Source organism: Microbulbifer mixtoriginis (SeqCode) (genome assembly GCF_052468275.1).
Map to the genome: position 1 here is coordinate 2738009 of NZ_CP174341.1, position 26320 is coordinate 2764328.

The following is a 26320-nucleotide window of genomic DNA, read 5'->3' on the forward strand; positions in this document are numbered from 1 at the left end:
AGTAGAATAAAAGTAGAAGGCTCGACAGAAGTCGCTTGGGCAAACAACTGAAATGGCTTGGATAAATTAAAAGAAATGTCGGAATCATCCTGTAAAAAATCAAAGAGTAATATCATCATATTCAGTAACCATATCTGAAGAGTTTGTAATTCAATCTACCAATTGAGAATTATGAACATACACCATTTAGAAATTGTTACTCTAAATGTAGATAAAGTATGTGCAGCATACGAAGCTGCTCATAATGTCCGATTTGATGATGCTGATGAAATTCTCGGTGGAGCTCGAACATGTAGCTTAAAAGATTGCAGTATCGTCGGTGTGCGTCGACCTTTACGAGAGTCGAAAGAATCCGTAGTTCGCCCAAATTGGCTTGTTGAGGACATAGTAGAAAAAGCCATAAGCCTTGTTAAAGCTCAAGGGGCAAAGATTGCTGTTCCACCATTAGAGATACCTGGTAAAGGGATATTCGCTATTTATATCAATGGCGCTGTTGATCATGGCTTTTGGCAAGTTTGACGAGGGTAATTTTATTAGCCATCGAGTAATAGCTCAAAAATTGTCTTGAATTTATTACGATGATTGAATCTAGGTTCACTCTCTACAAGCCCTACAATCGATCAATTTTCGATCCCCATATAAATCATCTTTTTGGTAGATGAGAAGGAATTTAGGGGACGTGGATTCGCCCTCTAACAATTAGTTTAATTCTTATCTTAACTCAATAATCTATATGCTAGTATTCCGCTAGAGAATGATTAAAGTACCTCTGGCTCAGCTGGCTCCAGATTTAAGCATGTGATCAAAGCGTTGGGTCGACGGTTCGGTACTAAATCTAATTATGTAGCCTGGTCTGAGTAGAATAATTTTTACAAGATCGCCATATATCCCTGCTTAGACAAGTAATACAGTTAAATACGCATTTTGGATACATGTAAACTTTAATAAGGAAGCCTTTAACTACAGTTTAATCCGGCAAATTTGGGGTGACTAAAAGACCTTGGTTTCAAATAGTTCTTTTTTATATGTTATAATGGATTTAGATTTTAGGTTTAAATATGCGCCAGTTGACGGGCTTTACGTTTTACATTGGGCTTTTCATTGTTCTGAGTATTTTCATTAAAACATTATATTTTAAGGTTAAATCTATGTCGAAAGTTAAAGTAGAGTGGAAAGTTATTTTACTCTCCGCTTTTGCTGGTTCTTTCTTAACCGGTGTGTCCCAATATTTACTTTTAAATGCTTCATATGATAATGATATAAAAAAGGCAAAATTATTAGTAAGGCAAGAGCTCCTTATGAAAGAGCTAGAAGAGCGTAAAAAAGCATACAAAGGTATAAGGAAAGCTGTCTTGGAGTTTCATAGCGCCAGGTCTGAAAGAGATATGCTGGTTGCTGGAATTAAAATAAATGCTCTTAAGCCATATTTTGAAAGGGTATATAGATCTCAAGCAAGTGTTGAAGCTTGGCGGGAAAAAATGATGGAAAAAATTAAAAATAAAGATAAAGAAGCCTCTGACGATTTTTTTGAAGAGATGGAGGCGGCTTTTCATGCAGATTTAAAAAGAATTGAAAGTCAAATACTTGAATAACCTCTAATCAGCACATCCGTCAATTAAATTTCCTATGCTTCTGAACACTTATTTTGAAGACGTAAGATAATGGTGTAGCTTTTTAATGATAGATTTAACTTAAACCTGTAACTCTAAATTAAATGTAAAATGTGATCAGTAAAATACTGATTTATACACCCTTAAATGAGCATGGCTTTTCATACTTCATTTCGACGGCTTTTTGTTCACGATATTGACCGAGTAGTGAGATTCCTATTCCGGCCATGATAATAATTCCTCCAATAATTTGAGCAAAGTTTGGAATCTCTTGAAGGATAACGAAGGCGAAGAAAGTGCCTGCTACGGGGGTGATGGCGGTAGCGATAGAGATGTCGGCAGAGCTGGCCCCTCCTTGGAGCCCTTTAAACCAGGTGATCTGCCCAAAAACAATAATGACCGCTCCATATACAAGCATCCACACCCAGAGGAATGGGGAAAGGAGGTCGTTAAAGTGGTTGGCTCCAAATACAGAGAGGACAATGACCGAGAAGAGGATCACACCCGCAAGCATGCGGAAAACTGAAAAGACGCCAATAGGGACGCGATCAAGCAGTTTCCGACTGACTTGAACGGCAATGACGCCTAAGAGTGTTGCTACAGCGGTTAAAATTTCTCCAGCTTTGGGGAGGGTTTCTAGGAATTGGTTCATTGCTGGATTTCCAAGATTCAGCATTTTCATGCTCATTGGATCTTCCATCGGAGGTTGATGTAGCAAAAAAATTGCAATAACACCAACCGTTACCACAAGGGCACCCACTATTGAGAACCCTGTTGGCTTCTCCCGGAACATTAAAAAAGCAAATAAGAGTCCTAAGGGAGCATCTAAAGTTGCGATTAAAACGACATTAGTCACCTCTGTGATCATTAGAGCAATAAAAAAGAAAGCTGGGGCAAGAACGCCAGACATCAAGATGAGCACAAACATGTAAAACCAGTCCTTGAAAGGGTACTGTTTTAAGATGCTGAGGCGCCAATCTTTCCTATAGATTATCAAAAGGGTGATACCCGCCAAGAGATTTCCTGCGAACAAGAGATTGCAAAAAGAGATGGGATTGTTTCCATTAATGAGATGATGGGCACCGAGCTCCCCGATTTTCGCAACAACAGAGTTGGAAGCAGCAAAGATAAGAATCGAAATCCATAGCCAAAATCGGGTACTTTTTACGGTATGCTGATTTTCCATTTTGAATCCCCTGAGTGCTATGGCAAGCTTAAGCGGATTTACCTCGCCCTTTGCCAACTACGACTTATCTGATAGTGAAGGTGGGTCATTCTAATCTGGATTAGTTTAGACTAAATCTCATAATCGGCTGCCTAAAAGCAGTTAAAATTAATCTATATATCCACGTCAGAGTGATTTTTCTGGTCAATGTTTGAGGCAATGTTACACACTTTCTACCTGCGCTCAGTAAAATATTCGAATTTAGTTCGGAAAACATGATAGTGAAATCTGATTAAGCGGATGGATTTTATAGGCGTAATTTCATCTCTTATGCTGCATCGTCAAACAGTCCAGAGATGGATATTTTCTACGAGCCGAAAGTTTTGTGACGCTAATGGATGAAACTGGATGTTCGACTGCCTAAGGTGGTAGATCTCTTCTCGGTGGATAGGGTGAGGCCTAGGGCTTGGAAGTTCATAACTACTTGATCGTTTTTCACTTCCTGCACTGTGACTGAGACACTGTAAATAATTCTTAGTTTTGGACGGTTGAGCGCTAATGGTTAATCGGCTCGTTTTCTGCTGACACTCAAGATCAAGGTAAGTATTCTGAGCTGGGGAAGCTTGGTAATAAGTGGTGCCTGTAGTCTCAGTTTGGTGAACATAAGGGTAGAGAGTCTCGACTTGTTAAAGGTGGGTGTCAGGTTCCCAGTGATTAGGGATTTTTTCCAGAGTAATGAATATATTTTACTCTTTTATCTCGAACCAACTTGGCCAGTTGGTTCTTCATGCTTCGTTTAACTTTCTTCTTCAGTCAATAGTCTTGGTAGTTTATACTTTGCTGGTGGGTAGCCAATGGTTACTTCGACTGTATCTTTGTGAAAGGAGTGCTAGATATCAAGCCGTTTCATCTATCGTTCGTTGTTCCAGACCTAGAAAAGGCAAGGGAGTTCTACGTAAATCTACTTGGCTGTACTGTAGGCCGAGATACAGGAGAATGGATTGATGTAATATTCTATGGGCATCAGATTACTATACATCAAGAAAAGGATGGAATGGTAGCCAAGCCTATAGATCACTTTGGCCCATTACTTGAGAAAAAACAGTGGAGTGAAGTATTAGCTTTACTCAAAGACAGTTCGATTCCATTTGTACTGGAACCACTAGTGAGAGGCGAGGACTCTGAAAATGATGCTGGGAAATTTGTAGTTAAAGATCCGGCGGGAAATTTACTTGAGTTTAAGTACTACAATAATTTTTCAGGCACTGTAGTTGGTAATGATAAATAAAAAAGACAGATAGTAGCTATAGTTGTATATTACTTAGCAAGTTAGTTCGATAATCCAGGCTTGATGTATCTTGCAGTTTAATCAAGTTCAACCTATTTATCTTTACTGAAAATCAATTCAGGGTGTTTCCCGATCGGGAAGCATTGTGAGCGATGCATGGTGCCTGGCGGCGGAGTAGGTGATGGGCTTTTAATGGGGAAGGTGGGTAATAGGCTTTTAAAGCTTGGGGGTCTCTTCAATTTATTCAGGGTGATCGAATTTCATATTAAAGGATGTAAAGTTGGCTGGTTGATTTTTAATTTTTCTAAGTATTCTTTTTAGCTGTTAGTCTAGATGAATTGTACTTCTGTTTTGTCGGTGTCTAGGGGTATATGTTTTCAATAGGGTTGCCAGATTCGGATTAAGATTGAAGAAATAACTGTACTAACTATGACAGCAGTCCAACTTCTTTAATTGTGGTCATTAATGCCTAGCTTATCAGCGATTAGGTAATCTAAGCTAAATCGACCAGGGCCTGTAGTTATTAACCATACAAATAAAATAATATATAAAACTTGGGGTAGGTAAATAAACCAGCTTAGCCAATCCAATGGCCCTATGCCTTTGGGGATGACATGCTCAATTTCAACAGTGGTGATAGCCACAATCATTACGATAATTAGTATAATCGCAACAATTGAAGAAAAAAGCCCTGCTATTAATAGTAAGCCACCAAAAAATTCTACAGAAGCTAAAAATGTAGCCATAAGTTCATGAAAGGGCACTCCTATTTCTTTCATTAAATTTATTAGGTCTGCATGTCTCTCAGGTACAAATAGCTTGTTATAACCAGATACTGAGAAGAATAACCCCAATGACACACGTGCTACCAAGATAGGTATCCATTCCCAATTATGAGCACCAACAAGTATTTTCTTCGTCAGTGGAGAATCTTGTGTAAACATAAGCGCCTTCTTATATAGCAGTATTCTAACTGTCAGTTTTAATTTTAAATGCTTCGTATGCTTTTAAAGTCTTTTCTGCAGTCTGTACAAAATGTTGGAGTATTTTCATTCTCACCTTTTTCACTTTTACCTATAGGTGCGTATATTATAACGTCTTTTTATTGGGGCTGTTTGCAAACAAGTAATCACCTCAGTCATTAATGCTGTATCGTAAATAAATTATTTTTATTTAGGTATTAAACATGGCTAAAATGGCTGGCGCAGACGCAAATTGCCTTACTCGTTATACATCGAATCGGCATGATTTCGCATATCCTAAAAGCCAGCGACCTATCTTGACTGCGCACTCATTTCGGGTGCGAAAGCTAGAGAGATATTAAAAAATACGACAAATGCAATACAATCCGCAATGCTTTCACCATCTTAGCCTATTCAAATGTCAGGGCAAATTAAATCGATGATTGACCTTTTCCGCGCCATATGACGTGTTTGTGGTTAGGTAGCCCACAGAGCTCCTTATCCAATGGGAGCTTTGGTGCTATTTCTAATTTTTGCCGGGACTCACTCATGGACAAGTGTGGAGATGGATCAGAATATCCTGTAGTCCTTTTGCAATAGTGGTGAATGAAAAATCGGTCAGGAACAGGAAGCAGTGAGTGGCTATATCAAGGGAAGAGATTTTAATAGGGAGAAATGTACAAATGAAAAATACCGCCTGGCTTAATTCAAGAATTAATAAGAAGCTCGGATAAAAATAAGAGCAAAAAAGCATACTCTTTCTTCTTTAAATATTTGCCCCTTTAGCCTCCTCTTCTGTAACCGAAATAATATTCCCAGCTGTTATTCTTTACCGTTTCGGTATTTTTTACCAATCTCTTTCTTTTCTACCGGTGCTCAAACTGCGATGGGCATTCCTTGATGAGTTCGCTTGGAAAGTGGCTTAAAGCCGGAAGGTAAGGTTGGGGCCTGGGTTGTGTTCTTTGTATAGTAGGTATGATAAATTTTGTAAATGTAAAGATGCATAATATAGAACAGCTATTTTTGAATTAACTGTTAACCTCTTTAAGAGATCATAAATTGAATATTAAAATTCGTAATGAAAGTGGTGGAGATGCTGAGACAATCCACCGAGTTACAGTCCTAGCATTTCGGGATGCTCCACATAGTGATCACACTGAGCAGCTTATTGTGGAGGGGCTTCGCAATGCAGGTGCATTATCTTTATCTCTGGTGGCTGAGTCAGATGGAGAAATTGTAGGTCACATTGCCATTTCACCAGTAAACATTTCTGATAACTCGACCAACTGGTTTGGACTTGGGCCGATTTCAGTACTACCTGAGTATCAAGGAAGGGGAGTTGGCTCGAAACTTATGGGGAAAGCTCTTGCAGACCTTAAAGAAAAGGGGGCAGAGGGTTGTGTAGTACTTGGGGATCCTAATTATTATGGGCGCTTTGGCTTCAAGGTAATCGATGGATTGGTTTTGCCAGGGGTTCCAGCAGAGTACTTCCAGGCACTGTCATTTGGTAGCAATTTTCCGCAGGGAGAGGTTGTGTACCACGAGGCATTCTCGGTTCAAGGTTAAGAATCGGCTACACAGCGACTGACTTTCTACCGTTTTGCGGCTCTGGGCCGACGCGTGGCCTGAGTCAAGCACGGTTTATACACCGTTATTTGCTAGGGTTGTCTCTATAGAGATTATTAAGACTCTTTTTTTTGGGCCTCCTTCCTTGGAGAATCTACTTTCAACGCTTCCCATTGCCTGCTTTCGCTCGTTTCCGATACGTACATAGATCTCTTCTTCGGTTGATAGTCTTGGCGATTTATATTCTTATTTGGCGGGTGCCTAGGTTTGCCATTCGAGTTTTCCTACAAAGTTGAATTTACGAGTCGTGAACCTCTACAGCCAAATCCGCGTAAGAAATCCACGATTATCAGCTCGATTAACCTTAGATCCGTGGCAACCACATTCCCATCGTAGCGGCAAAAATACCAATGGCCATAAACACAGTCAAAGGTATCAGGGTACTGACAAAAGCAATCTGAGTACCTTGTGCGGTTCCACGCTTTTGACAGTGAAAATACCATTCCAGCATGGCCAGCGGGAGGAGGTATTGGCCGAAGCCCAGTGCATACAGGAATGGCCCGGTAAAAGATTCCCAGTCGACTCCCCAGCCGCCGGTGAGCATTGCCCAGCCCATCAAGGCTACACGAAAGAACCACACCGCACTGGCAGCCATAAATAGGCGTAAGGCCCAGCGACGGTGCTCAGCAAAGCGTCTGGCCATCGCGGTACGCACCGCCAGAAAGGCAAACATCAAAATTAGTATGCCGTCCATGGTGATACTGATCTGTGATACCAGATTACCAATAGTGTGCCGCGTCCAGGTCATGTAGAGCCCCGCAACACTGGCGATGACGGCAGTCAGCAGATAGCTGCGTCCCAACCAGCGATGGAAGTTGGGGGCATGCCGTCGCACTGAAGGGATCAGCTGCAGGGGCCCACCGCCGATTACAATTGCGGCCAATAGCACGTGACTCACCGAAGCGAGATTACCCAGTGTATCTCCCTCGCGGAAGCCTGCCGGAAGGTGCAGTCCTTTCAAGCCGTGCACCCCCGATTCGGCAATGGGTGGGTAGAAGACGGCCAGGATATAGGCAAAGAAGATCGCATGGCCGATGGCCGCGATGCAGAACCAGGTTTTTACCGACAGGTAAACGGCCCGCCGGGTGTCGAATGATCGCGGCAGTGTTTGGCTGAGTACAGCGTCGTTCATGGGGTTTCTCCAGGCGTTTATGGTGCGTGCTTGGGCTGAATGTGCCTGCCGAGCATGTTCGGTTTTTTCAGGCACACGCACATCGGCCACAGGCAGGAATCTGACCTCCCCCAAAAGGTGGAGATGCGACTGCTCCCGCCTCCCCCGAAAGCCCCATGACAGCTGGTTGTGCCTGGTTTAGCATGCGGAAATGAAATCGTCGTCCCTAAATACACCTGCGCCGAATCCGCTCAACACCAGCTCGGAACTACCCAAGCTTCCGGTGTGGCAGCCCTTTCGCGGGCCATTCGAACGCTGGCCGCACCTGACTGATCTGCTCATCGCCTTGCTCATGTTTTTGCTGACGCTACTGATGTGGTCGCGCGACGAGGCGCGGGAAGTGCTGGCCATGCAAAATCTGGGGGATGTTATTGCTTTCCAGTGTGCGTTCATTGGCTCCTTCGCTCTGTTGTGGCGTCGCACACACCCCTGGCAGGTACAGGCCGTTATTCTCGGCGCAACAATATTGCTGGAACTGGGTTTACCGGCGGATGGCATCGTTGCCATGGCGGTTTCGCTGTATAGCCTTGGCCGCTACGAGGCCAACACCCGGGCCAGTTTTATCGGAGTCATCGCAACGCTGGTTTTTGTGGCGATTGATCAGGGTATTCCGGTTCAACCAACTGCGGCAGGCACAGTAACGGTGATGCTGGTATGGGCGTTGTGGTATATCGGTCGCCGGCTGCGTTTTCGCGGTGAATATCTCCGCTTACTGGAAGAGAGAGCTGAGTATTTGGAGCGCGAACGCAATGCCGAATCCGAGCGTGCGGTAGCGGCCGAGCGCACACGAATCGCCCGCGAGATGCATGATGTGGTGGCGCATCAGGTGAGCCTTATGACCGTGCAAGCCGGTGCCGCCAGGGCCATCAGCCGCAATAACCCGCAAGCCGCCAGTGAGGCCATGGCTTCGGTGGAGGCTGCTGGCCGTCAGGCCATGACAGAAATGCGCCATTTACTTGGCGTACTGCGCCCGGCAAGTAGCGACACCGCGCTCACGCCGCAACCGGGTCTCAATGATTTACCGGCTCTGATTGAAAAGGTCCGGCAGGTGTTAACCGAGGTCGACTACGAAACCCACGGCATGCTGGAGAATGTACCGACCAGCGTCGCTCTCACCGCCTATCGTATCGTTCAGGAATCTCTCACTAATGTCATCAAGCACGTTGGAGCCGCTGCGCGGGTTCAAGTGAGCCTGCGCGTAGACCATGAGACTCTAGTGATTCGTGTAGCCGATGATGGCAACACCACTGGCGACCGGCCCATGGTGGAAACAACTATTGACGAGCAGCCTGGCGGTGGGCACGGCATTGCAGGCATGCGCGAGCGCGCGGAATTGCTCGGCGGCCATCTGTATGCGGGCGCGGTCGATGGTGGTGGTTTTGAGGTATATGCACAACTACCCACAGGAATGGTGAAAACATAATGTTGCGAGTGATGGTGGTGGACGACCAGGCTTTGGTACGGTGTGGTTTTGCGCTGATCCTGAACAATGAGCCCGATATTGAGGTGGTCGCCGAGGCGGGTACCGGCATTGAGGCAGTTGAAGCCGCACGAGCGCATCAGCCGGATATCATCCTGATGGATATCCGCATGCCGGAGATGGACGGGCTGGAAGCCACGGCACGCATCCTGGAAGCTAGTGATGCAACTTGCCGTGTCATTATTTTGACTACGTTCGATCCCGATGAATACGTGTTTCGTGCGTTGAGGGCAGGGGCCAGTGGCTTTGTGCTCAAGGATATTCCCCCGGAGGCACTGGTGCAGGCAGTACGCACCGTAGCAGAGGGCGGTGCCATGCTTGCACCGGGCATCACTCAACGCCTGATCAGCCAGTTCGCACAGAAATTGGGGGCAGGGCGCAACCTGTCAGAACGCCTGGAACGCCTCACTACCCGCGAGCGTGAGGTACTGGAGGCCATCGCCGCTGGTAAGAGCAATGCCGAGATTGCGGAGGCCCTGTTTATTGGCCCCGCCACTGTGAAAACCCACGTTTCCAGCTTGCTCTCCAAACTGGGGTTACGCGATCGTGCACAGGCGGTCGTGTTCGCTTACGAATGTGGCCTGGCCACCGTAGGGGAGCGCGATGTCGGTTTCTAGGTCAACACGCGCTTCGCAACGCAATGCACTGTATCGGCTTGCTGCCATCGGCGCAGTAATTCTGGGGCTGTTCCTCACCCTCGGAGCTCAAGGTCACTTTACTGCCGTTTGGCCACTGGTAACCAGCGACGGAATGGGTTTAGCCCGTCGCTTGCTGTTGATGTTGCCCGGCATGATGCTTGCCGGCACCGCGGTGTTGAACTTCCTGCTCTGCAAACCACTCTGGCAAGAACGTGGTTACGCCCTTAACGTTACGCTTGCGGGTAATCTGCTTGCCATGAGCTATTTGCTCTACCTGTTGTTACGCGGCGTACCCAATCACCCTATTGGCGTTTTCCTCGCATTGGAGATGTCTTTTGTACTGCTGCTCGTAGTAACAAGGGCGGGACTGGTCTGGCCTGCGGTAGCAGAAGCGCCGGTTGAGAAGGGCATGCAGTAATGTATACGCTCGGGGATTGCACTAGCTACCCGGCACCTTAAACCTCAAGCTTGTTATTAACTTGCTAGCTTCTTTCTGAAGTCAGACAAATCGATTTCTCTTTGTACTTTTGAAGCCCTAACCGGGTTGTTTTTGGAAAACAACTTCACCCGTCAAAATGATTTTGATCACCACCAAAACTTTCAAAGTAAAACACCTGTCCGCTAGTATTATCACGAAGTGACTCGAAAAGAATCTTCCCGGTAAGGTCATTGCTTTTTCTCCGAAGCCCGATCGATAGCTTCCCGCATAAACTTTGCTGAAACAAAATTTACCTGCTTGATGATTAATGTTTAGACCAGCAGATCCTTGTTCAGGGTTCTATCAAAATCTTTCCCTAAATATGTATACCCGTTAAAGAAGGCTTCTTAATCCATTGTATATTTTTGTGTGATCTGGGTGATGAGCTTTGGAATTAGGGAGTAGCATGATATATAGATGTTACTTTTGAGTTAACAGTTATGTGCCTTAGGTAAATTACGAGTATGGGTTTAAGAGCGACTCTTTATCAGATCACGAAGGAACAATATCGAGAGACCGGTCAAGGTAAGAGCTATGTTGATGGAATAGATGAGTCTGTTACGCCTCTATCACTTGGTAGGTCTTGGGGCTGCATCAGTTATCTGATAACCCAAGATGAAAATGCATCATTTCTAAATACCGGCAGGCAATGTGAAGATGTGTGTGAACATTGTGAAGCTCACTCACCTGAAGCTATTAGTGAGCTTGCAACGTATTTAGATGAATGTGAGTCGTCAGCGATTATGCAGCGTTATGATTCACACACTTTGCGGCACTTAGGTATATATAAATCTGATTACCCCAAAATGGATATTAGTAACTACCTAGTTCAGTTTACTGATTTTGTTAGGTCAGCAAAAAATTTGGGTAACGGAATATTAGTGGTAATATGCTAGCAGAACACAACAAATTTATCTTAGTGTCTTTTGTTGCTAAGCTTCATTTTTAGGTGATCGCGCCATAGTACCTCAAACTACATTTCATAACAAAAGTCCTATATAGCCACGTCAAATGATCCATGGAGAGTAGATGAAATCATTCCTCATTAATCTAATCGGCTTAGTTGGATCATGGTATTTGATTGATCTTGCTTCCAAGAACCCGCTTAATTCTACTTTTGCCCCGTTTGTATTTGCAGCTTTTTTTATATCCAGTTTGCTATGGTTTATTGTGAAGTTTGGAGTGACTCAGCGCTCTGGCTTTGCTGGTGACTCCGGAGGTGGTGATTCTGGTGGCTTTAGTGGTGGAGATGGAGGGAGTGGTGATGGTGGGTGTTAAATCAATTAACAAGCCTATATTGTCCGTCGCTATCGAAGCCGGAGTGTTCAGCCACCGCAAATATGAACGTTATGCATCAATAGAAGAGAATTATGAGTGCTCATAAATTTGTTTGTTATGAATATTTGCAAGCACTCAAGTGAGATCCAACAGATAATTCAATGGTTTGTGTCCCTCATGTCGCGCTGAGTGCGTGTATCTTGGAATGAAAATACCCATTCTCCAAAATCCAAACCATAAAAAATGAGAAGAGCTTAGGGTTCAATTCCTGAGTATGATTTTTAAAAGGCGGGTGTACTCGACCTTCGGCGGGTCCATGCTTTGGTTATATTTTTAGGTGAATTGTGATAGAGGTAATAATTTCAAATTTTCGGTATTTTTTATATAAACCAAGTTATTTGCAATCCTTTGTACGTTTGCCATGTTTTGTAAATCAAACGGAAGTTATGCCAAGTATCAAGTCAATATATTTGTTCTCTTAATTCGGTTCGTGGTGGCAACTCTCCCTCTTGGGTGGATGTTGCTTTGGCTCAATTACTCTGAGTCTGGCAGAAATGGGGAGCCAGGATTATCATTATTTTTTTATTAACTGGTATAAAATATAACAAGAAAAGGAAAAATGACAGATAAATAGGCACTTGCTTTTGATGTAGTGTATTTTAATTGGTGCCTACATCTAACCTAAAATAGACTGTGGAGCAGACCTTTAACGTTTGTGTGCAGTAACTCGAAACGAGCTATGCAGTCTATCGAACCAATAGTTGAATACATAGGTATATATCACGATGTAAATCACCATGACTATCTCAAGCATAAATGCTTCTAGGATAGTCAGATTAAAGCTCCAGGCGATTACTGGCAACGTCAGTACCAACATGCCCCCCTCAAACAATAACGCATGTATGGCTCTAACGATAAATGTCTTTTCTGGGTTTTTACGTATATTCAATAAGTACCAGTCAAAGGCGTGATTGAAAATCATATTCCAGACCAACGCAAATAGTGATAGTCCAACAGCAATTGCGAGCGACTGGTGTACCTCCAAATCAAATATTGGAACCACTAGTAGGCCACCCGTGAGCAGCAGAAAAAACTCGTAGGAAATTGCTTGTACTAAACGATTCTTCAATGAATAAGTCATCAACCATACTCACTCTGCTTGAGAAAATGTGCTTGAATGATATATAGTTAAGTTAGATGGAAAAAGTTAGATACCATACGTTAAACAGATAGATTGAATGAATGGCAGTTTCTATTGAACAACTGGAAGCATTTGTAGCTACTGAGCAGGCTGGCTCGTTCTCAGCGGCTGCACGTAAATGTGGAAAGGCACAGTCGGTAATCAGCTCACTGGTATCGAACCTTGAGGTTGACTTTGGAGTCAATCTATTTGATCGAAGTCAACGATACCCGCGATTGACGGACGCTGGTGAGTCACTGCTGGAACGCGCACGGAATCTTATCGAGCAGCGTGAGCGATTGATGGCGATCGCACAGGGGTTGTCTCTGGATGTCGAGGCCCGGTTGACGTTGGCTATTGCCCAGCATGTTCGTATTAAAAACCTGGGTGGACTCTTTCAAGAGTTTGAGACCAAATATCCGAATGTTCAAATTACGCTCAGAGCGGGAAGTGTTCAGGATGTACAGACCTGGGTTGAAGGGGATATAGCCCAACTCGGGATTATCACACAACTGGATGAAGTGCCCGCTGGATGCGATTTCAGGGCCCTGGGCCATCTGAAGCTTACAGGCATCGCCTGCGTTGATCACCCGATTGCGAGACTCACTGAAGTTACCTGGGAAGACCTGAAACAATACCGACAAATCTTATTGCAGGAGTTTGAGATATCCAGCCAAACTCGCTGGCTGGTGTCTCCCGACGTGTGGAGTGTGTCACGGGTTGATGATGCACTTGACCTTGTTGAGGCCAATTTGGGCTGGGCAGTATTGCCACTACACGTGGTTGCGAAGGGGATAGCGGCGAAAAAACTGATACAGCTTCCCCTAGTATTTGAGCAGGAGAAAGAGCTGTCACACGGTGTAGATATTATCTGGTCCAGTAAGCGTCCACTGGGTCCCGCAGCCACTGATTTGATGAAGTGGCTGAGCACAGAGGACGCAATACTGAACAAGGATCAGTCGTTATGAAGCGTTTGACAGGTCTCGGGCAAAATCTGTGATAGTTGTATCTGGTTTACCTAACACCTGCCAAGTTTTTTGACTCACTGGTTGCTCCTTTAGCTGTTCTACGTAAGTCAGCATATGCTCCATGAATACTGCCTGTTCTTCGGGCAGTCCCATTTCTGCAATGGCGGCGATAGGGTGGTGGACAATTTCTGTTCCCGGAGAATAGCCCTCGACAAACTTCTTGGCTGCTTCAGGCAAAGACACCCCCTCAGTACCCTGAACCGAAAAACTCTGGTTGTAAGCCATCTCATTCCCGATAGCATTACCGATCATCTCTGCCAGATCTGTTGTATTGGTGTAATAGATAGGGTGAACATGATTACCGATGATAGCAAATTGATCGTTCTCAATGAATGTAGGAAAAGTATCCAGGAAGAACGAACAGAAGAAGAAAGTGTAATCAATGCCAGAATTTTTAATGGCCTCTATACCTGGTTTACGGATTATATTGGTCTCATACTCTAGGCCCTTGTCTGCTAATTCCGGGTGTAGATAATCAATACCCGCAATCTGCATAATGTGCTGCACACCAGTGACCTTTGCAGCCTCAACGATATTAATCACTCCTTCACGTTCAGTGTGAAAGGGTAAGCTAGGGTCAAGTGACGTAGTATTCAGGGTAATATAAAGCGTTTTGGTACCAACCAGTGCCGAGACCAAGCTCTCTTTGTCCGAGACATCTGCTTCGACAAGCTGGATACTCTCTGGGAGGATAGTGCGAGCGCTAATTACGTCCCTCACGATCGCAGTTACCTTTACACCTTTTTGATCCAGTTTTCGTGCTACCTGACGACCTAAATGGCCTGTGGCGCCAATAATCGTAATAGTTTTCTGCATGATTCAACCTTTAAAGTAATGAATGAAGTAGCCCATACTTTGCCTAAGGTCTAAAAAATCTTACAGTTATGTACCATCTATCAAACAGATACTACGAAAGCTTTCACTGCATCAACGTATCTAAGCGACCGACAGGTTTTAGGGGGTAATTAACTTAAAGTGGGCTATGACTGACGATTCTTCAGTCTAAATACTAAAATATCATCGGCATCAAATTTGAAATTATGATATCGCCTTCTGATTAAATGATCACCTAATTCAGTTGGCGGGTGTCATTGGGTATTGGTATTCAGTTTATTTTGCTAATCCATTGCTTATTAATGTATAAGCATTGCAAGTGTAAGAAAAAACGTGACACTTAGTGCAGTTCCAAATGAGATCCAGGAAATGAGCTTATGTTATGAATCTACTAGCACGTTTCACAACACCGAAGGAGTTAGGGTTTAGATTGTTATCTAATCCATCTTTTAAATGGCCGCCAACTATAATTGATCATTACTTATAGATATTATAATAAAGTAAAAAGATAACCCTGCTGATACTAGGTTTTAATCATCTAGCCTATATGCGATAGATCAATGTCGATTTCATGGTCTTTGATAGCGGGACCACGGAAAATAGCTATATCAAAATAGTAATTGTCAAGGAGTGCAATTCTATTATCTTTTTATTTTATAAGACCATTAGCTTTGTTAAATCCATAATTTTTTCAAAAGATTTTATTTTGCTGCACTCTTTGAATATATTATTGCACTTATTGGTTTCGGGAGTGGGGAATATATTAAAAAATTTATTCTTTACTTCTTCAAGTGATAAAGGATTGTTGGCTGAGCCTTTGAAGTCAATAACTTCCTTGTTATAGTAGCTTCCATCAAGCAGTACAACTTTAACGTTGGCACCAAAACAATTGTCCGTATATTCTGGATTTTGATACAAATAAATAGAATCCATGATAGATAATATTTTTTCATCTTTAAATAACTTTTCATCATACTTTATGGAGGTAGGAGAGCCGTAAGTGAAAGTGAGAGCTACAACATAGTATATAGATAGTTGGGCGCTTAGTGAGTCAGTTATGTTTTTGTTAGAGCAGTGATCGATTGTAAACTTGCTAACTCCAATTTTTATACTACGTATAGAGTTAACATTTATAGGGTTTGCATTAATCAGGTGTTCCACTGCTTCTACAGCACCATGAAGAGCGTTGCAACAGTTGTATTTCTTTATTGCTGTTTCCATGAGCAAAAATTTTTGCCCAAGATGATTTAATATGATATTAAAGTTTCGCTCCTTGCTAAAATTGCAAATTCCATGTTTTCCTTCGATGACTGTATGAGGCGCTGTTATATTTATGGAGGCATAATGCGCAGATTCAATACCAGCACCAACTGCTACTGAACATAACATCCTCTTAACACTACCACCATGATCAGCCCACTCCTGTACCCCTCCACTATAAGAAGCGGCAATACAAAATGCATTTAGAAGCTGTTCCTTATTTAATCTCATGAGCAAACCAGCAGTAATGGAGCTCGCCAATGGCCCGACAACTGTAGGATTGTAAAAGCCATAAAAATTGTCATCTCTGAATGCAGCTCCAAGGCGAACAAAAATCTCCAGTCCAATGCAGTAGCTATAGAATACATCAGCGCCACTAGCATTATACTCTTCACCTATAGCTAGGGCTGTTGATAGAATAATGGTGGAAGGGTGAACGATAGCAATCATTGATGTCTCATCAAACTCAGTTTGATTTGCTAGGATGGAATTTATTTTTGCGGAAATTACTGCGAAAGATTTTTTGTTGAAGCCAATTATAGAGGCTTTATTTGAGTTTTGAATCAATTTCTTTCTCTCGTATAAAGATATGATATCTTTGGGTATGTTAAATGTTGAGCCTGCCAGCATTAGCCCTATACTATTAAGTAATAATTTTAATGTGTGAGTCTCTACTTCTTTTGGGAAATCTCTGTTTATATACTTTTTAATTGAGAAATTAACAAGCTCCTCTGAAATTTTACAATCTAAGTTTTCTGGATTCATAACATAACCCCTTTTAATGTTAAGAGTAAAAAGTAAATTGCTACCAATGGTTATCTAACTGGGTGAGATGAAGTCAAATATCATTTGGTATCATCAGTCTTTCAGCCTGGCGAGGACTTGCTGCAATGCCACGGCTCCGACTTAAAATCTGGGGCTAGGTTCCCATGAACCGCTTTAGGGGGAACCCATGAGCCTTCAAAGTATGTATTACTTCATTTGGCAAGTTCCTGAAGGATTGACAAGACGTCCTTGCCTTTTTGTGTTAGCAAGTACTTATATCGCTTAGGTTTTGACTGATATTGTTCTTTTACCAACATTTCCTCTGTTTCTAGCATCTTTAATCTCTCTGCTAGTCTATTTGTTGGTATTTTCTCAGGTGAATCAGCAAGTTCGTTATAGGTTTCTTTGCCACATAGTAAGTCTCTTAGAGTAACTAGCGTCCATTTATCGCCAAATACATCCAGTCCATTCAAGATAGGGCAATCGGAACGGATAAGTTGATCGTCAGGGCTCATACACACACTTATACATAAAAAATGAAATGGTAGACTAGTGACTTTAATTTCGTAAGTAATGGTAGAAATTCATGCCCAAAATATCCGGAGAGTGTTTGTACCGTTTTATTAATTATAATTGCTCCGAAGAGCCTGTAATGGCGGGGCATGGCCAATGTACAGATTGCCAGAAAGTTAGTGCCGCAGGGCACATTGCCGATATTGCTGTTCCTCGCGGAATTTAATCATAAACGGTGATCTTGCGTTTCATGAGAAGCAGGCGGATAGTAGAAATGCAGCAAGGAGGGGTTTTGTCCTCGTTGCGGTTCGCATAATTATGCAGAAAACAGTGGTTTGTCGTGGTTAGAATTTGTCCATGCCGGAAGTCTTCATGATTTGGAGCAATTCAACCCTACGATGATCGTATATGAAAGTAGCGGCGAACCTTGGGATTATATGGACCCAGATTTACAAAAGAATGAAAAAGTGCCAAAGATGTGATTGTAGTCACTCTGGCTAGAGGCCTACAAGACAGTTCGAGCTATGTCTATTGGGTGCTTATTACGTTCCTGCTTGTTTGAGATTGTGATTAAACGGCGTTTTATACAACGTTTGAAGATTTTTATTTCTACGAGTAAGCCTGCATAAGATGCCATAAAGGATTTACCCCTCGAGAGAATCAGCCAATGAGAAATTTAGCCATATTGATATTTCAAACTCTTGACGGTGTAATGCAAGCACCCAGTATACCCGAGGAAGATTTCTCCGGCGGCTTCCGTCATGGAGGTTGGGCAAAAGATTGTTGGGATGACGTTATGGAACAGGTTTCAAAGGAGGCAATGAAGGAGCCGTATGACCTGCTATTAGGGCGTAATACATATAATTTATTTGCCTCAAATTTTGCTAGTGCCGAACCTGATAATCCAGTAGCAGACAAACTAAATATGGCAAAAAAATACGTGGTGACATCAGGTACTGATGATCTAACATGGAATAATTCATTCAAACTAAAGGGCTCTAATGCAGCTGTAGAGGTCGCTAAAATTAAAGAAATAGATGGGCCCCTGTTACAGGTTCACGGTAGTTGGCAATTAGTGCAGTTACTTCTTAAGCATAACTTGGTAGATGAGCTTAGACTTTGGACCTTTCCAGTAGTTGTTGGTGAAGGAAAACGCTTATTTGAAAACGATGAAATTTCGTCGAAATACAAACTCATAAAATTTGCGACGTGTCCTTCAGGAGCCTTTATGCACTTCTATCAACCACTAGATCGAATTGCAGTATGAAATTTTACTTATATAGGCACTCACTCGTATGGTCTCTGATGCAAGGTAATATTTTTCTTTTAGCGTTGAGTAATTTTCGCAGTTAACGCAAAAGAGAATCCACAGAGTGACCAGTGATGCAAAAGGCACTCGACGAGATTAAAGAGCACATTGAGCTATTTCAAACCAGATACAAAATGATGGTTTAATCGACGATGAAGATTTTAGGTAGAATATTTCATACCATATCCATTCGAATAGATTGTAGAATGGCTGAAATCAGACTAGCAAAATCGATCAATATTTACACAATGAGTTGTCTGAAATCCTAATCGACTTCATCCCTTTAGGTTAAAAGGCATAACCGGTCAATACATCAGTAGGTAAATAATGCAGTTACTGACTTAGGTGTTTGTGCGATATCTGTATCTTACAGTCTAATACAGTTTTATCTTCTATAGACAAGACTCAGCTGGAGTTTCCTTCCTTAAAGAGTTTGTTCTTAACACACGTCCAGTGTCTACTTCTTGTTCTTTTTTACGCTCACAATTTTCTAAATTTGCAGGATCGTCTTTCGGCTCTGTGTACTTCAATATATCGTTTGAAAAGCGCCTTTGGCCTGAGTTCCCCAATGGTGGAGCAGCGCGAAGGAGAAGAAAGTTAGGTATAAACCTCGGTTAGCGGCCTAGTCTATATGGCATTGAAGCCTTGGATCTATCGCTGGCCCGTGCCCAACCTCGTGCATCATTATCAGATACGTTGAGCGCGCCACACTGGATGAGGGGCTGGAGAGAGGTTTAGCTGCCAAATAATCTAGATACGTCAGAGAATCTTATAAATCTCATATCTCAGCTTGGGGTAATATTTCTAGAATAAACGAAATACCGTTACTATTAGGGGTGCTACTGGAGCAAAAGTAAAGAACATAGGCCTCTTGCGGCACCTTTTGAATACATCCCTGTAGACTTGCAGTCGGGAGTTTGCGTTATAAGGCTTTGCATGGGGTCTATTCAGCCAAACCGGCTATTCACTAAGCCCAATAATACTATCAGTATCAACGTGCATCTTTATTGCGCAATACTATTGAGTAGCCCTTTAATCGGCGTATCTACACGGGTGACTTGGTGATTAATTTATCGTAGTCTTGACTGACAACTGATTAGCACCAAATTCACTCTGAGCTAATCAGAAGTTCCCTAGGATTTGAAATGGAACTATTGCCAAACGAAACTGTGACACATAATAATTAAGGCGGTGACAATCCTATGTTAAGTTTTGAATTTAATACTACAAAATCGATTATAAACAGTCCTGGCGGGTTAAATAAAATTAGTGAGATATGTGACCAACTAAATATAACTAAGTTGTTAGTGGTCACGGATCAAGGTATTGTAAATTGTGGTTTGGTTGAGAAACTGAAGGAGCAACTACATAGTAAATTTGCGACCATTATCTTTGATGGAGTTAGTGCTGATCCTAAAGAGCAGATCGTATTGTCGGCAGTAGCCTTAGCAAAGCAGCATAATGTTGATGGTGTAATTGGATTTGGTGGTGGCAGTTCAATGGATACCGCTAAAGTTGTTGCTGTTATGATGGATTCTCACCAACCTTTAGAACAGCTTTATGGGCTTGAACGAGTTCAAGGAGGTCGTGTACCTTTGGTTTTAATACCTACCACTGCTGGCACCGGTTCAGAAGTAACACCTATCGCGGTTTTAACAACAGGGGAAACCACCAAAGATGGCATCGTCGCTAAACAATTATTACCAGATGTTGCCTTATTAGATGCACAATTAACTCTAGGGTTACCAGCTCATGTGACTGCTGCAACTGGCATTGATGCTATGGTGCATGCCATAGAGGCATATACGTCTAAGCATAAAAAAAATGCCTATTCTGATATGCTAGCTAAGCAGGCGTTGTTATTGCTATCAAGAAATATAGAACAGGCCACACATCATGGCGAGGACATAGAAGCAAGACAGAATATGTTATTGGGTGCCTGCCTTGCAGGTCAGGCTTTTGCCAATGCACCAGTTGCCGCTGTACATGCTCTAGCTTACCCATTAGGGGGGCATTTTCATGTACCTCATGGATTGGGCAACTCGTTAGTATTACCACATGTAATGCGCTTTAATCAGAGTGATACGGCCAAGCTCTATAGTGAATTGGCGCCATATATTTGTGAACACATAAATACGTCTCAATCAGATCAAAAAGTGTGTTCTGATCTCATTGTCTTTATTGAGCGGATAATTGAACAATTAAAATTACCCCGGACCTTAAAGCAATTAGATATTGGCGAGCACCATTTAGAGATGCTCGCCACTGATGCAATGCTACAAACTCGCTTACTAATCAATAATCCGAAACCGCTGTCTCATGATGATGCACTCCTGATTTATCAGGCTGCTTATGAGGAGGCTTTGTGAGTAAGCAGGCTGTGTTACGTACAGATTATTTTTATTTTGAAGAGTTAACTACCAGATGGATGGATAATGATGTGTATGGGCATGTAAATAATGTAGTTTACTATTCCTATTTTGACACCATTGTGAACAGCTTTTTGATTAATAAGGCTGAATTAGATATTAAAACCAGTGAGAACATTGGTTACATAGTCAAATCTGATTGTAATTATTTGGCCAGTATTTCTTACCCTGAAAAAATACTTGGTGCTTTTAGGGTTAATAGAATAGGAAATTCTTCGGTGGAATATGGTGTCGCGATTTTTAAAGAAAATCAAGAAAATGCATGTGCGCATGGATCTATGACGCATGTCTTTGTTAATCGCCATACCGAACAGCCGACAAAAATTTCTGGTCAATTGCTCAAGTCGTTACAAAGTGCATCATTTGGTGCTGGTTAACTTTTTAGTCGATAGGGTTGAGGTTATACTTTTTAATTGGTTGGCGTCCAGGATTACTCTTTACACTGATGGCCTGTTTTTGTTCAGCTGGTTATGAAGATGAATGGGAAAAGGTAACTGATAAAATTAGAGTATACAGATTGCAGTAACGCTAACTATGTCTTGAACTCAGCTGATCCTCCTAATTAGTATTGATTTTTCAGTTATAGAGGGTGGGGAGTTACTTTCTGATAAGTGTGAAGATAAATGTAGGATTGTGACATTGCCCATCATAGAAATAGTGTGCGCTCAAAGGTGCCACTATGATGATGAAAGAGGGGAGGAGGTTTGGTTGGTGTTCCCTCCATTGTGAATCAACTCTCACCGTCTTTCGGTGCCTATTTTTTGTTCTCTTTCGATGTGTACAATGATCTCTCACAATGAACTGAGTGGTATTAGAGAGCGTGGGTACCTATCTTTACTTGGTTGGCATTCATTTTCAGCAATGTAATTGAGGCATTCGTGCCAATTTTTAGGTTATTTAAGGTTTGGCGATTTAGAATCGACCTGTTTGGTTGTTACTGATGCTTTTAGCTATGGGTGGGTATTACTAAGTGGAGAAGCTTGTATAAGGAAGGGGAGCGCGGCAACGGTGGGGGTAGAATAGAAATATGCCGCGCTAGGTACCTTTAACTAGCTATCTCATTATTTTATACCTTGAATAGAGGCTGAATTAGATGAAAATAGATCTATCCGATGAAGAAATCTCTACGCTACGTGAAGTCACCAAACAGTTGGTGGTGAAGAAGCGTACTGGAGAAGTGGGTATAATACATGGTATGAATCGCTTCGTTTCGACGCGAGTGGTTCTAAAGAAGAAGGGCCGTGAGAATCTATCTTCAGCCTTTAAGAAGCTGGGTTTGGCTGGTTTTCCTAAGGAGGTAGATGTGTAGTTCAAAGTAACACATAGTCTGATAGGTGCTCGTTCAGACCAAATCTCTATAAAGGAGGATGGGCTCGAGCCTCTTTCCATAGAAAACTCTCCTCGCTGCCTACTTTTTGTTCACTTTAAATGCGAGTACCGATTTCTTCGCGATGAACGGGAGGGCGCGTGGAATCCAAGCTTTACTTGAATGCCTTCCATCTCCTGCAATGTGCTTGAGATATACGTCCCGATTCTTAGGTTTTCGCCGTTTCGACGCTTTATGGTCAAAATGCTTATTTCGTGCTGATTCTCAAGCCGAGTGTAGGCATTCCTTGGTGGAGAAGCTTGATAAGTGAAGCCCTTAGAGGAATGGGGTGGGGTGAGATAGTGGTAGGTCCAGAGTAAGAATATGCGAAGCTAGGCCTCTAGATCCAGCTGTCCCACGGTGTTTTATTTGAGTCTACTCTTCAGTCTGATAGCTCTTGCGGTTTATACTTTCAATTTAGTGGGTATCCAGAATTGCACTAATATGGAAGTAAAATTAGAAGCATTAATAGAGTTGCCAATATCAGATCAGGCTAACGATCTTAGGAAAGAATGCAGTTCGACTGCAAGAGACGAGCTACTTACAGTAAGTGGATATCGAGACTTGGTCGGATATTCAGCTGATCATCAATTTCATTCGTTAAGTAAGCTTAATGACAACAATTTGGCGCGCGCAATAGAGCTGCATATATCAGATTTTAAAGTCAAAGATTGTTGCGCGTTCTTTGGCGGCTTTGCTCTAGTTTTAAATGGGGTAAATAAATTACTTCCCCAATGTTGTGGGACTATAGCTGATCTTGAGTCCTGGGTGCGCTTGAAGTCAGAGACCGATCTCTACATAGCCATTGAGGGGCATCCAAGTCCGCGTGCGTTTAGAAAGGGCGATAAAGTAATAATTGAGTGCATTGATGACGAGCCATTCATCCCGGCCACAGATAGAAAAATTGAGGTTGATTATCCTGCTGTGTGTGAGGCGATAGGGATGGCCGAGTCAGAGATTATCATGGTGGCTAATCGTATAGATGGTTTGGCAAGCTCAATGGGGTTGCCAAAAAATACATCCATTCACTTGCTAAGAGAGATGGCGTAGGACATGAAATAAGATAATACAGCGGAACTGAAACTCCGCTGATTTGGATGTTACCAAGCTGTGAAATAGGTGCAACAGTTGAAGATGATGGAAGAGAAAGTTATTTTAGCAGTTAAGGACTTTGCGAACTCGATAAATTCGGGGAGCAAAGTTGTTGCTGATATGTCTGCATTAGTTGATGTGACGAGTCAGTTATCGCTTTCCAGTTTTGACTACTGGGAACGGTTTATACGCTCTGAGTTCTCTTCAGCACTAAGAGAATCCACGCCTTCCAAGTGGAAGCTTTGGTCAAAACCTAAGGAGCTGATAACTTGGCTTGACCTAATTAGTTGGGATGGTTACAAAAGAGAGAAAGCTCTACGAGCCCTGTCAGGCGGAGCCCCAAATACATTCTTTTTCTCGCTTGCCGTTCGTAGGCTGAATGATTGGGTGCCTCAAGTACGTGAGGCTGCAAGGGTAAAGCTTCCTGAGATAGCAAAATTGACTGATCCAAAATACGTAGTTGAAGCACTATGTATTGCACTATCAAATTGGAACTCATGGGGCAGAATCAAGGAGGAAGACAAGCAGATTCTTCTTCAAATTATTTGTGAAAAGGATATAGCAGAGTCGCTTCGACGTAAGTTAATTTCGTCAGCGTCTGGGCCTATGCCGTCGCTCTTTTCCCAGCTTGGGCGCACACCTATTCTTGATGAGAATCTAGAGAAAATAGCGAGACTAGCTATTCAACCTTCGGTTAGAGCTAAGGCATATCGTAGTTTATTTGAAGGCCGTATTGTATGGGTGGAGGGCCGGAAATGGGAATGGACAGATATACGCTATTGTGAAGGTAGAGTAAGGCCCATCGTAGGTGAACGAAAACTAGACATCAAGATCCCGACACTCGATTTTTTAAAATTATCATCTAATGATCGCTCCTCTATCGTTAGACGAGTTTCAGCTGAGATTTTGATACGAGATCTGGATAAAATTGGAGTAGTTATTGCTAAAGAGTTAGCTAACAAGTTTGCTTCAGATAAGTCTCACCCTGTATCAGAAAGGGGTAAGTTTGCGAAAAGAAAATTAGAGGAAATGGCATCTGTCAATGACTCTTAACGAGTGTATATTGATAGATTCGCTTTCAGTTTCGGTCCAACAAGAAGGCTGTATTACTAAATGGGTAGCCATACATACAAGGTAACTTGCTATGTTTAAAGTGTTCTATAATTTTAATGTAAAAATAATAGTTTTCATGGCATTGACAGTTTGTTCCCATATTGCAAAAGCCTGCTTGTGTTCAGATAAACTAGCGCTTGAAAAAGGGGTTTCCGAAATTGCTACAAAATTTCCGACCAAAAGCGCAAAAATTGGGGGCTACAAGTTGATTATTGATGGTCGTTTCTATTTTGTGCTTCCGAAGGAAGAATCAAAGTATGGACGTGGCGGTGGTCAGCCGATTGTGAAAATACACCGTGAAAGCTGTCAGATAGTTGATATTTCACTCACTCGCTAGTTGCATTTCATCCTTGATTAATAGTTCCGTAGCATACCCATTGTCTAAAGGTATTAGCCCTCACTGTTCGATAGGAATTTCATTGGAAGCCAGCCAGGTTACGAGAAAGTAAAAAGGAATGCTGAAGGGAGAGCAAAAGAGTTGTTCAAACCACTTCCTGAAGACATTAAAAAAGAGCTTAAAAAAGGCAGTACCTTGGGTTCGCCGGAAAGCCTAATAGATCTTAGTGATGTGGAAGAGTAGGTTGAAAAACGATCAGGGTCTTCTGCTAAGCAATGATACTGCTGGTTCACTCTAATTTGCGTTGTCTTTACCTTTCTCTTGGTAAGTGATTTTCTGTAGTTGTGGAGAGGGTTTTATAAGTCCGAAGCCCTCAACCTCGAAGATTGCTGGCTATCAATAGCGCCTCCATGGAGCTTTATTGAGGTGGAGCCTCCTTCTTTGGAGAATCTGCCCTCAATGCCTTCCATTACTTACCCTCGGATATGCACATAGATCTATTTACGATGGGTTGAGAGTGCTTTAGGCGTTATTCTCGATTGCTTTTCACTTTTAGCGCAGTACCTGGGGCGATCGTTCTATTTTGAAGGCTTTCACCGGTTCGGTGCTTTATGGCCAGCCTATTTGCTTCTTAGTGGTATACAAGCTATGGGTGGGTATCTGTTGTTGGGGGACTAAGTAATGCCTTTGGGTGGTGAGTTGTTGCAATAGTGCAGAATAGGGCGGAGTGGGGGCTAGTCTTTCTGAGTTGGTATTTCACTATAACCTGTGAATCTAAATCATTTTTGTAGGGCCAATGCCAATTTTCTAATCTGGCTTCTACCGTTCTGCTCGCCCCTCTATTTGGTGGCTGTCCAGAACTGTTGTAAATCGGTGGGTATCCATAGCTGCAATTTCGTGTATTTTTATTATTACCTGGATTTGAATGGAATGTCATGACTGAAAGATATGAGATCCGAACAAAGAGGCTTCTAAGTCTACTGCGCCCAGGAAATACTAAAGAAGTATCGAGCGGGGGGCAGGTAGCTACAGGTTACAAGCCTGATTGCGTTTACAAGGAAGGAAATAAACTATGGGTGCTTGAACTTGAATCGAGTACAAGCAGAAAAGGATTTATTGGAGGCTATATTAAGGCCCAAAAGTATTTTCAGGAGAATTACCCATATGACGGTAGATTGTTATTTATTATCAATCATAAAAAAAGAAATTTAATGCCTATTTATCAGCAAATTAAACAATATCACGAGTGGCTTAAAGAAAATGGCATTTCAGTAATGCCTACGTATCTTATGTACGATGAACCGTTGCTTGAGTTAACAAAAAGAGATGTTTCAATTTTTTCTGAAGAGTTTTTAAAAAGCGCAGAGCTAGTTAAGTGAAAAATGTATAACAAAAGGT

The 26320-nt window shown here is 42.5% G+C and carries 27 protein-coding genes; 19 read left to right on the top strand and 8 right to left on the bottom strand.

Translation table 11 applies throughout. The annotated features are described in order from the left end of the window. Positions 1-171: 171 nt before the first annotated feature. The gene (locus tag ACJJIC_RS12040) at positions 172-519 is read left to right on the top strand and encodes a VOC family protein (RefSeq protein WP_445357017.1); all 348 of its coding nucleotides are present in this window, start codon (positions 172-174) and stop codon (positions 517-519) included. Between the two features lie 629 nt (positions 520-1148). Then, entirely contained in the window at positions 1149-1592 is a 444-nt protein-coding gene (locus ACJJIC_RS12045; protein WP_445357018.1) for a hypothetical protein, read from the top strand. Positions 1593-1743: 151 nt separating this feature from the next. On the opposite strand, the gene ACJJIC_RS12050 is transcribed toward ACJJIC_RS12045, so the two are convergent. Further along, the gene (locus ACJJIC_RS12050; RefSeq protein WP_445357019.1) at positions 1744-2796 is read right to left on the bottom strand and encodes a DMT family transporter; all 1053 of its coding nucleotides are present in this window, start codon (positions 2794-2796) and stop codon (positions 1744-1746) included. Positions 2797-3661: 865 nt separating this feature from the next. Between ACJJIC_RS12050 and ACJJIC_RS12055 the strand changes: the two genes are divergently transcribed. Then, a complete protein-coding gene (locus tag ACJJIC_RS12055) occupies positions 3662-4063 on the top strand; it encodes a VOC family protein (protein ID WP_445357020.1) in 402 nt (133 codons plus the stop codon). Positions 4064-4512: 449 nt separating this feature from the next. On the opposite strand, the gene ACJJIC_RS12060 is transcribed toward ACJJIC_RS12055, so the two are convergent. Continuing rightward, complete coding sequence (locus tag ACJJIC_RS12060; protein ID WP_445357021.1) at positions 4513-5007, bottom strand: DoxX family protein; 495 nt, start codon at positions 5005-5007, stop codon at positions 4513-4515. 1077 nt (positions 5008-6084) lie between these two features. Here ACJJIC_RS12060 and ACJJIC_RS12065 point away from each other — a divergent pair. Beyond that, on the top strand, positions 6085-6591 hold the full coding sequence (locus ACJJIC_RS12065) for a GNAT family N-acetyltransferase (RefSeq protein ID WP_445357022.1): 507 nt from the start codon (positions 6085-6087) through the stop codon (positions 6589-6591). Between the two features lie 364 nt (positions 6592-6955). Here ACJJIC_RS12065 and ACJJIC_RS12070 read toward each other — a convergent pair whose 3' ends face one another. Then, on the bottom strand, positions 6956-7783 hold the full coding sequence (locus ACJJIC_RS12070; RefSeq protein WP_445357023.1) for a DUF2306 domain-containing protein: 828 nt from the start codon (positions 7781-7783) through the stop codon (positions 6956-6958). Between the two features lie 190 nt (positions 7784-7973). Here ACJJIC_RS12070 and ACJJIC_RS12075 point away from each other — a divergent pair, with 190 nt between their 5' ends. The 5 genes from ACJJIC_RS12075 to ACJJIC_RS12095 all read left to right on the top strand — a co-directional run bounded on the left by ACJJIC_RS12075 (position 7974) and on the right by ACJJIC_RS12095 (position 11802). Beyond that, positions 7974-9245: a sensor histidine kinase gene (locus ACJJIC_RS12075; protein WP_445357024.1), complete on the top strand. Its 1272-nt coding sequence runs from the start codon at positions 7974-7976 to the stop codon at positions 9243-9245. After that, positions 9245-9919 (top strand): response regulator, encoded by a 675-nt coding sequence (locus ACJJIC_RS12080; RefSeq protein WP_444888822.1) that lies wholly within the window; start codon positions 9245-9247, stop codon positions 9917-9919. The genes ACJJIC_RS12075 and ACJJIC_RS12080 overlap by 1 nt, the downstream gene beginning before the upstream one ends. Further along, positions 9906-10358 (top strand): hypothetical protein, encoded by a 453-nt coding sequence (locus ACJJIC_RS12085; RefSeq protein ID WP_445357025.1) that lies wholly within the window; start codon positions 9906-9908, stop codon positions 10356-10358. The genes ACJJIC_RS12080 and ACJJIC_RS12085 overlap by 14 nt, the downstream gene beginning before the upstream one ends. 524 nt (positions 10359-10882) lie before the next feature. Beyond that, complete coding sequence (locus ACJJIC_RS12090; RefSeq protein WP_445357026.1) at positions 10883-11314, top strand: DUF1877 family protein; 432 nt, start codon at positions 10883-10885, stop codon at positions 11312-11314. A 305-nt stretch (positions 11315-11619) separates the two neighbouring features. Continuing rightward, on the top strand, positions 11620-11802 hold the full coding sequence (locus tag ACJJIC_RS12095; RefSeq protein ID WP_445357027.1) for a hypothetical protein: 183 nt from the start codon (positions 11620-11622) through the stop codon (positions 11800-11802). 600 nt (positions 11803-12402) lie between these two features. Here the strand turns inward: ACJJIC_RS12095 and ACJJIC_RS12100 are convergent. Beyond that, positions 12403-12825 (bottom strand): PACE efflux transporter, encoded by a 423-nt coding sequence (locus tag ACJJIC_RS12100; RefSeq protein WP_444924895.1) that lies wholly within the window; start codon positions 12823-12825, stop codon positions 12403-12405. 113 nt (positions 12826-12938) lie between these two features. Here ACJJIC_RS12100 and ACJJIC_RS12105 point away from each other — a divergent pair, with 113 nt between their 5' ends. Next, a complete protein-coding gene (locus ACJJIC_RS12105) occupies positions 12939-13844 on the top strand; it encodes a LysR family transcriptional regulator (protein ID WP_445357028.1) in 906 nt (301 codons plus the stop codon). Here ACJJIC_RS12105 and ACJJIC_RS12110 read toward each other — a convergent pair. The 3 genes from ACJJIC_RS12110 to ACJJIC_RS12120 all read right to left on the bottom strand — a co-directional run bounded on the left by ACJJIC_RS12110 (position 13839) and on the right by ACJJIC_RS12120 (position 17278). Beyond that, entirely contained in the window at positions 13839-14720 is an 882-nt protein-coding gene (locus tag ACJJIC_RS12110) for an SDR family oxidoreductase (RefSeq protein WP_445357029.1), read from the bottom strand. The genes ACJJIC_RS12105 and ACJJIC_RS12110 overlap by 6 nt on opposite strands. Before the next feature lie 672 nt (positions 14721-15392). Further along, on the bottom strand, positions 15393-16763 hold the full coding sequence (locus ACJJIC_RS12115) for an MmgE/PrpD family protein (protein WP_445357030.1): 1371 nt from the start codon (positions 16761-16763) through the stop codon (positions 15393-15395). 212 nt (positions 16764-16975) lie between these two features. Next, on the bottom strand, positions 16976-17278 hold the full coding sequence (locus ACJJIC_RS12120; protein WP_445357031.1) for a winged helix-turn-helix transcriptional regulator: 303 nt from the start codon (positions 17276-17278) through the stop codon (positions 16976-16978). A 71-nt stretch (positions 17279-17349) separates the two neighbouring features. Between ACJJIC_RS12120 and ACJJIC_RS12125 the strand changes: the two genes are divergently transcribed. The 5 genes from ACJJIC_RS12125 to ACJJIC_RS12145 all read left to right on the top strand — a co-directional run bounded on the left by ACJJIC_RS12125 (position 17350) and on the right by ACJJIC_RS12145 (position 22323). Then, positions 17350-17502 (top strand): GFA family protein, encoded by a 153-nt coding sequence (locus ACJJIC_RS12125; protein ID WP_445357032.1) that lies wholly within the window; start codon positions 17350-17352, stop codon positions 17500-17502. A 441-nt stretch (positions 17503-17943) separates the two neighbouring features. Beyond that, positions 17944-18543, top strand: a complete 600-nt coding sequence (locus ACJJIC_RS12130) for a dihydrofolate reductase family protein (RefSeq protein ID WP_445357033.1) — start codon at positions 17944-17946, stop codon at positions 18541-18543. A gap of 1244 nt (positions 18544-19787) precedes the next feature. Then, positions 19788-20954, top strand: a complete 1167-nt coding sequence (locus ACJJIC_RS12135) for an iron-containing alcohol dehydrogenase (protein ID WP_445357034.1) — start codon at positions 19788-19790, stop codon at positions 20952-20954. Next, positions 20951-21391 carry an acyl-CoA thioesterase gene (locus ACJJIC_RS12140; RefSeq protein WP_445357035.1) on the top strand — a complete coding sequence of 147 codons (441 nt, stop codon included), beginning with the start codon at positions 20951-20953 and terminating at the stop codon, positions 21389-21391. Before ACJJIC_RS12135 ends, ACJJIC_RS12140 begins: the two co-directional genes overlap by 4 nt. A 716-nt stretch (positions 21392-22107) precedes the next feature. Next, the gene (locus ACJJIC_RS12145; RefSeq protein WP_445357036.1) at positions 22108-22323 is read left to right on the top strand and encodes a hypothetical protein; all 216 of its coding nucleotides are present in this window, start codon (positions 22108-22110) and stop codon (positions 22321-22323) included. Positions 22324-22433: 110 nt separating this feature from the next. On the opposite strand, the gene ACJJIC_RS20970 is transcribed toward ACJJIC_RS12145, so the two are convergent. After that, positions 22434-22583, bottom strand: a complete 150-nt coding sequence (locus ACJJIC_RS20970; RefSeq protein ID WP_507011604.1) for a carbon storage regulator — start codon at positions 22581-22583, stop codon at positions 22434-22436. A 241-nt stretch (positions 22584-22824) separates the two neighbouring features. On the opposite strand from ACJJIC_RS20970, the gene ACJJIC_RS12150 reads away from it, so the two are divergent. The 4 genes from ACJJIC_RS12150 (at position 22825) to ACJJIC_RS12165 (ending at position 26301) form a co-directional block, all read left to right on the top strand. After that, complete coding sequence (locus ACJJIC_RS12150) at positions 22825-23430, top strand: hypothetical protein (protein ID WP_445357037.1); 606 nt, start codon at positions 22825-22827, stop codon at positions 23428-23430. A gap of 84 nt (positions 23431-23514) precedes the next feature. Continuing rightward, on the top strand, positions 23515-24525 hold the full coding sequence (locus ACJJIC_RS12155) for a hypothetical protein (protein WP_445357892.1): 1011 nt from the start codon (positions 23515-23517) through the stop codon (positions 24523-24525). Between the two features lie 91 nt (positions 24526-24616). Further along, the gene (locus tag ACJJIC_RS12160; RefSeq protein WP_445357038.1) at positions 24617-24922 is read left to right on the top strand and encodes a hypothetical protein; all 306 of its coding nucleotides are present in this window, start codon (positions 24617-24619) and stop codon (positions 24920-24922) included. Between the two features lie 935 nt (positions 24923-25857). Continuing rightward, the gene (locus ACJJIC_RS12165) at positions 25858-26301 is read left to right on the top strand and encodes a hypothetical protein (protein WP_445357039.1); all 444 of its coding nucleotides are present in this window, start codon (positions 25858-25860) and stop codon (positions 26299-26301) included. Positions 26302-26320 lie beyond the last annotated feature (19 nt).

Excerpts from the sequence above, each read along its gene's own strand:
- ACJJIC_RS12120 (WP_445357031.1), bottom strand. The coding sequence starts at position 17,278 with ATGAGCCCTGACGATCAACTTATCCGTTCCGATTGCCCTATCTTGAAT.
- ACJJIC_RS12155 (WP_445357892.1), top strand. The coding sequence starts at position 23,515 with ATGATGGAAGAGAAAGTTATTTTAGCAGTTAAGGACTTTGCGAACTCG.
- ACJJIC_RS12110 (WP_445357029.1), bottom strand. The coding sequence starts at position 14,720 with ATGCAGAAAACTATTACGATTATTGGCGCCACAGGCCATTTAGGTCGT.
- ACJJIC_RS12045 (WP_445357018.1), top strand. The coding sequence starts at position 1,149 with ATGTCGAAAGTTAAAGTAGAGTGGAAAGTTATTTTACTCTCCGCTTTT.
- ACJJIC_RS12165 (WP_445357039.1), top strand. The coding sequence starts at position 25,858 with ATGACTGAAAGATATGAGATCCGAACAAAGAGGCTTCTAAGTCTACTG.
- ACJJIC_RS12105 (WP_445357028.1), top strand. The coding sequence starts at position 12,939 with ATGGCAGTTTCTATTGAACAACTGGAAGCATTTGTAGCTACTGAGCAG.
- ACJJIC_RS12080 (WP_444888822.1), top strand. The coding sequence starts at position 9,245 with ATGTTGCGAGTGATGGTGGTGGACGACCAGGCTTTGGTACGGTGTGGT.
- ACJJIC_RS12075 (WP_445357024.1), top strand. The coding sequence starts at position 7,974 with ATGAAATCGTCGTCCCTAAATACACCTGCGCCGAATCCGCTCAACACC.
- ACJJIC_RS12040 (WP_445357017.1), top strand. The coding sequence starts at position 172 with ATGAACATACACCATTTAGAAATTGTTACTCTAAATGTAGATAAAGTA.
- ACJJIC_RS12145 (WP_445357036.1), top strand. The coding sequence starts at position 22,108 with ATGAAAATAGATCTATCCGATGAAGAAATCTCTACGCTACGTGAAGTC.
- ACJJIC_RS12060 (WP_445357021.1), bottom strand. The coding sequence starts at position 5,007 with ATGTTTACACAAGATTCTCCACTGACGAAGAAAATACTTGTTGGTGCT.
- ACJJIC_RS12130 (WP_445357033.1), top strand. The coding sequence starts at position 17,944 with ATGAGAAATTTAGCCATATTGATATTTCAAACTCTTGACGGTGTAATG.
- ACJJIC_RS12070 (WP_445357023.1), bottom strand. The coding sequence starts at position 7,783 with ATGAACGACGCTGTACTCAGCCAAACACTGCCGCGATCATTCGACACC.
- ACJJIC_RS12115 (WP_445357030.1), bottom strand. The coding sequence starts at position 16,763 with ATGAATCCAGAAAACTTAGATTGTAAAATTTCAGAGGAGCTTGTTAAT.
- ACJJIC_RS12125 (WP_445357032.1), top strand. The coding sequence starts at position 17,350 with ATGCCCAAAATATCCGGAGAGTGTTTGTACCGTTTTATTAATTATAAT.
- ACJJIC_RS12050 (WP_445357019.1), bottom strand. The coding sequence starts at position 2,796 with ATGGAAAATCAGCATACCGTAAAAAGTACCCGATTTTGGCTATGGATT.
- ACJJIC_RS12160 (WP_445357038.1), top strand. The coding sequence starts at position 24,617 with ATGTTTAAAGTGTTCTATAATTTTAATGTAAAAATAATAGTTTTCATG.
- ACJJIC_RS12135 (WP_445357034.1), top strand. The coding sequence starts at position 19,788 with ATGTTAAGTTTTGAATTTAATACTACAAAATCGATTATAAACAGTCCT.
- ACJJIC_RS12085 (WP_445357025.1), top strand. The coding sequence starts at position 9,906 with ATGTCGGTTTCTAGGTCAACACGCGCTTCGCAACGCAATGCACTGTAT.
- ACJJIC_RS12090 (WP_445357026.1), top strand. The coding sequence starts at position 10,883 with ATGGGTTTAAGAGCGACTCTTTATCAGATCACGAAGGAACAATATCGA.
- ACJJIC_RS12150 (WP_445357037.1), top strand. The coding sequence starts at position 22,825 with ATGGAAGTAAAATTAGAAGCATTAATAGAGTTGCCAATATCAGATCAG.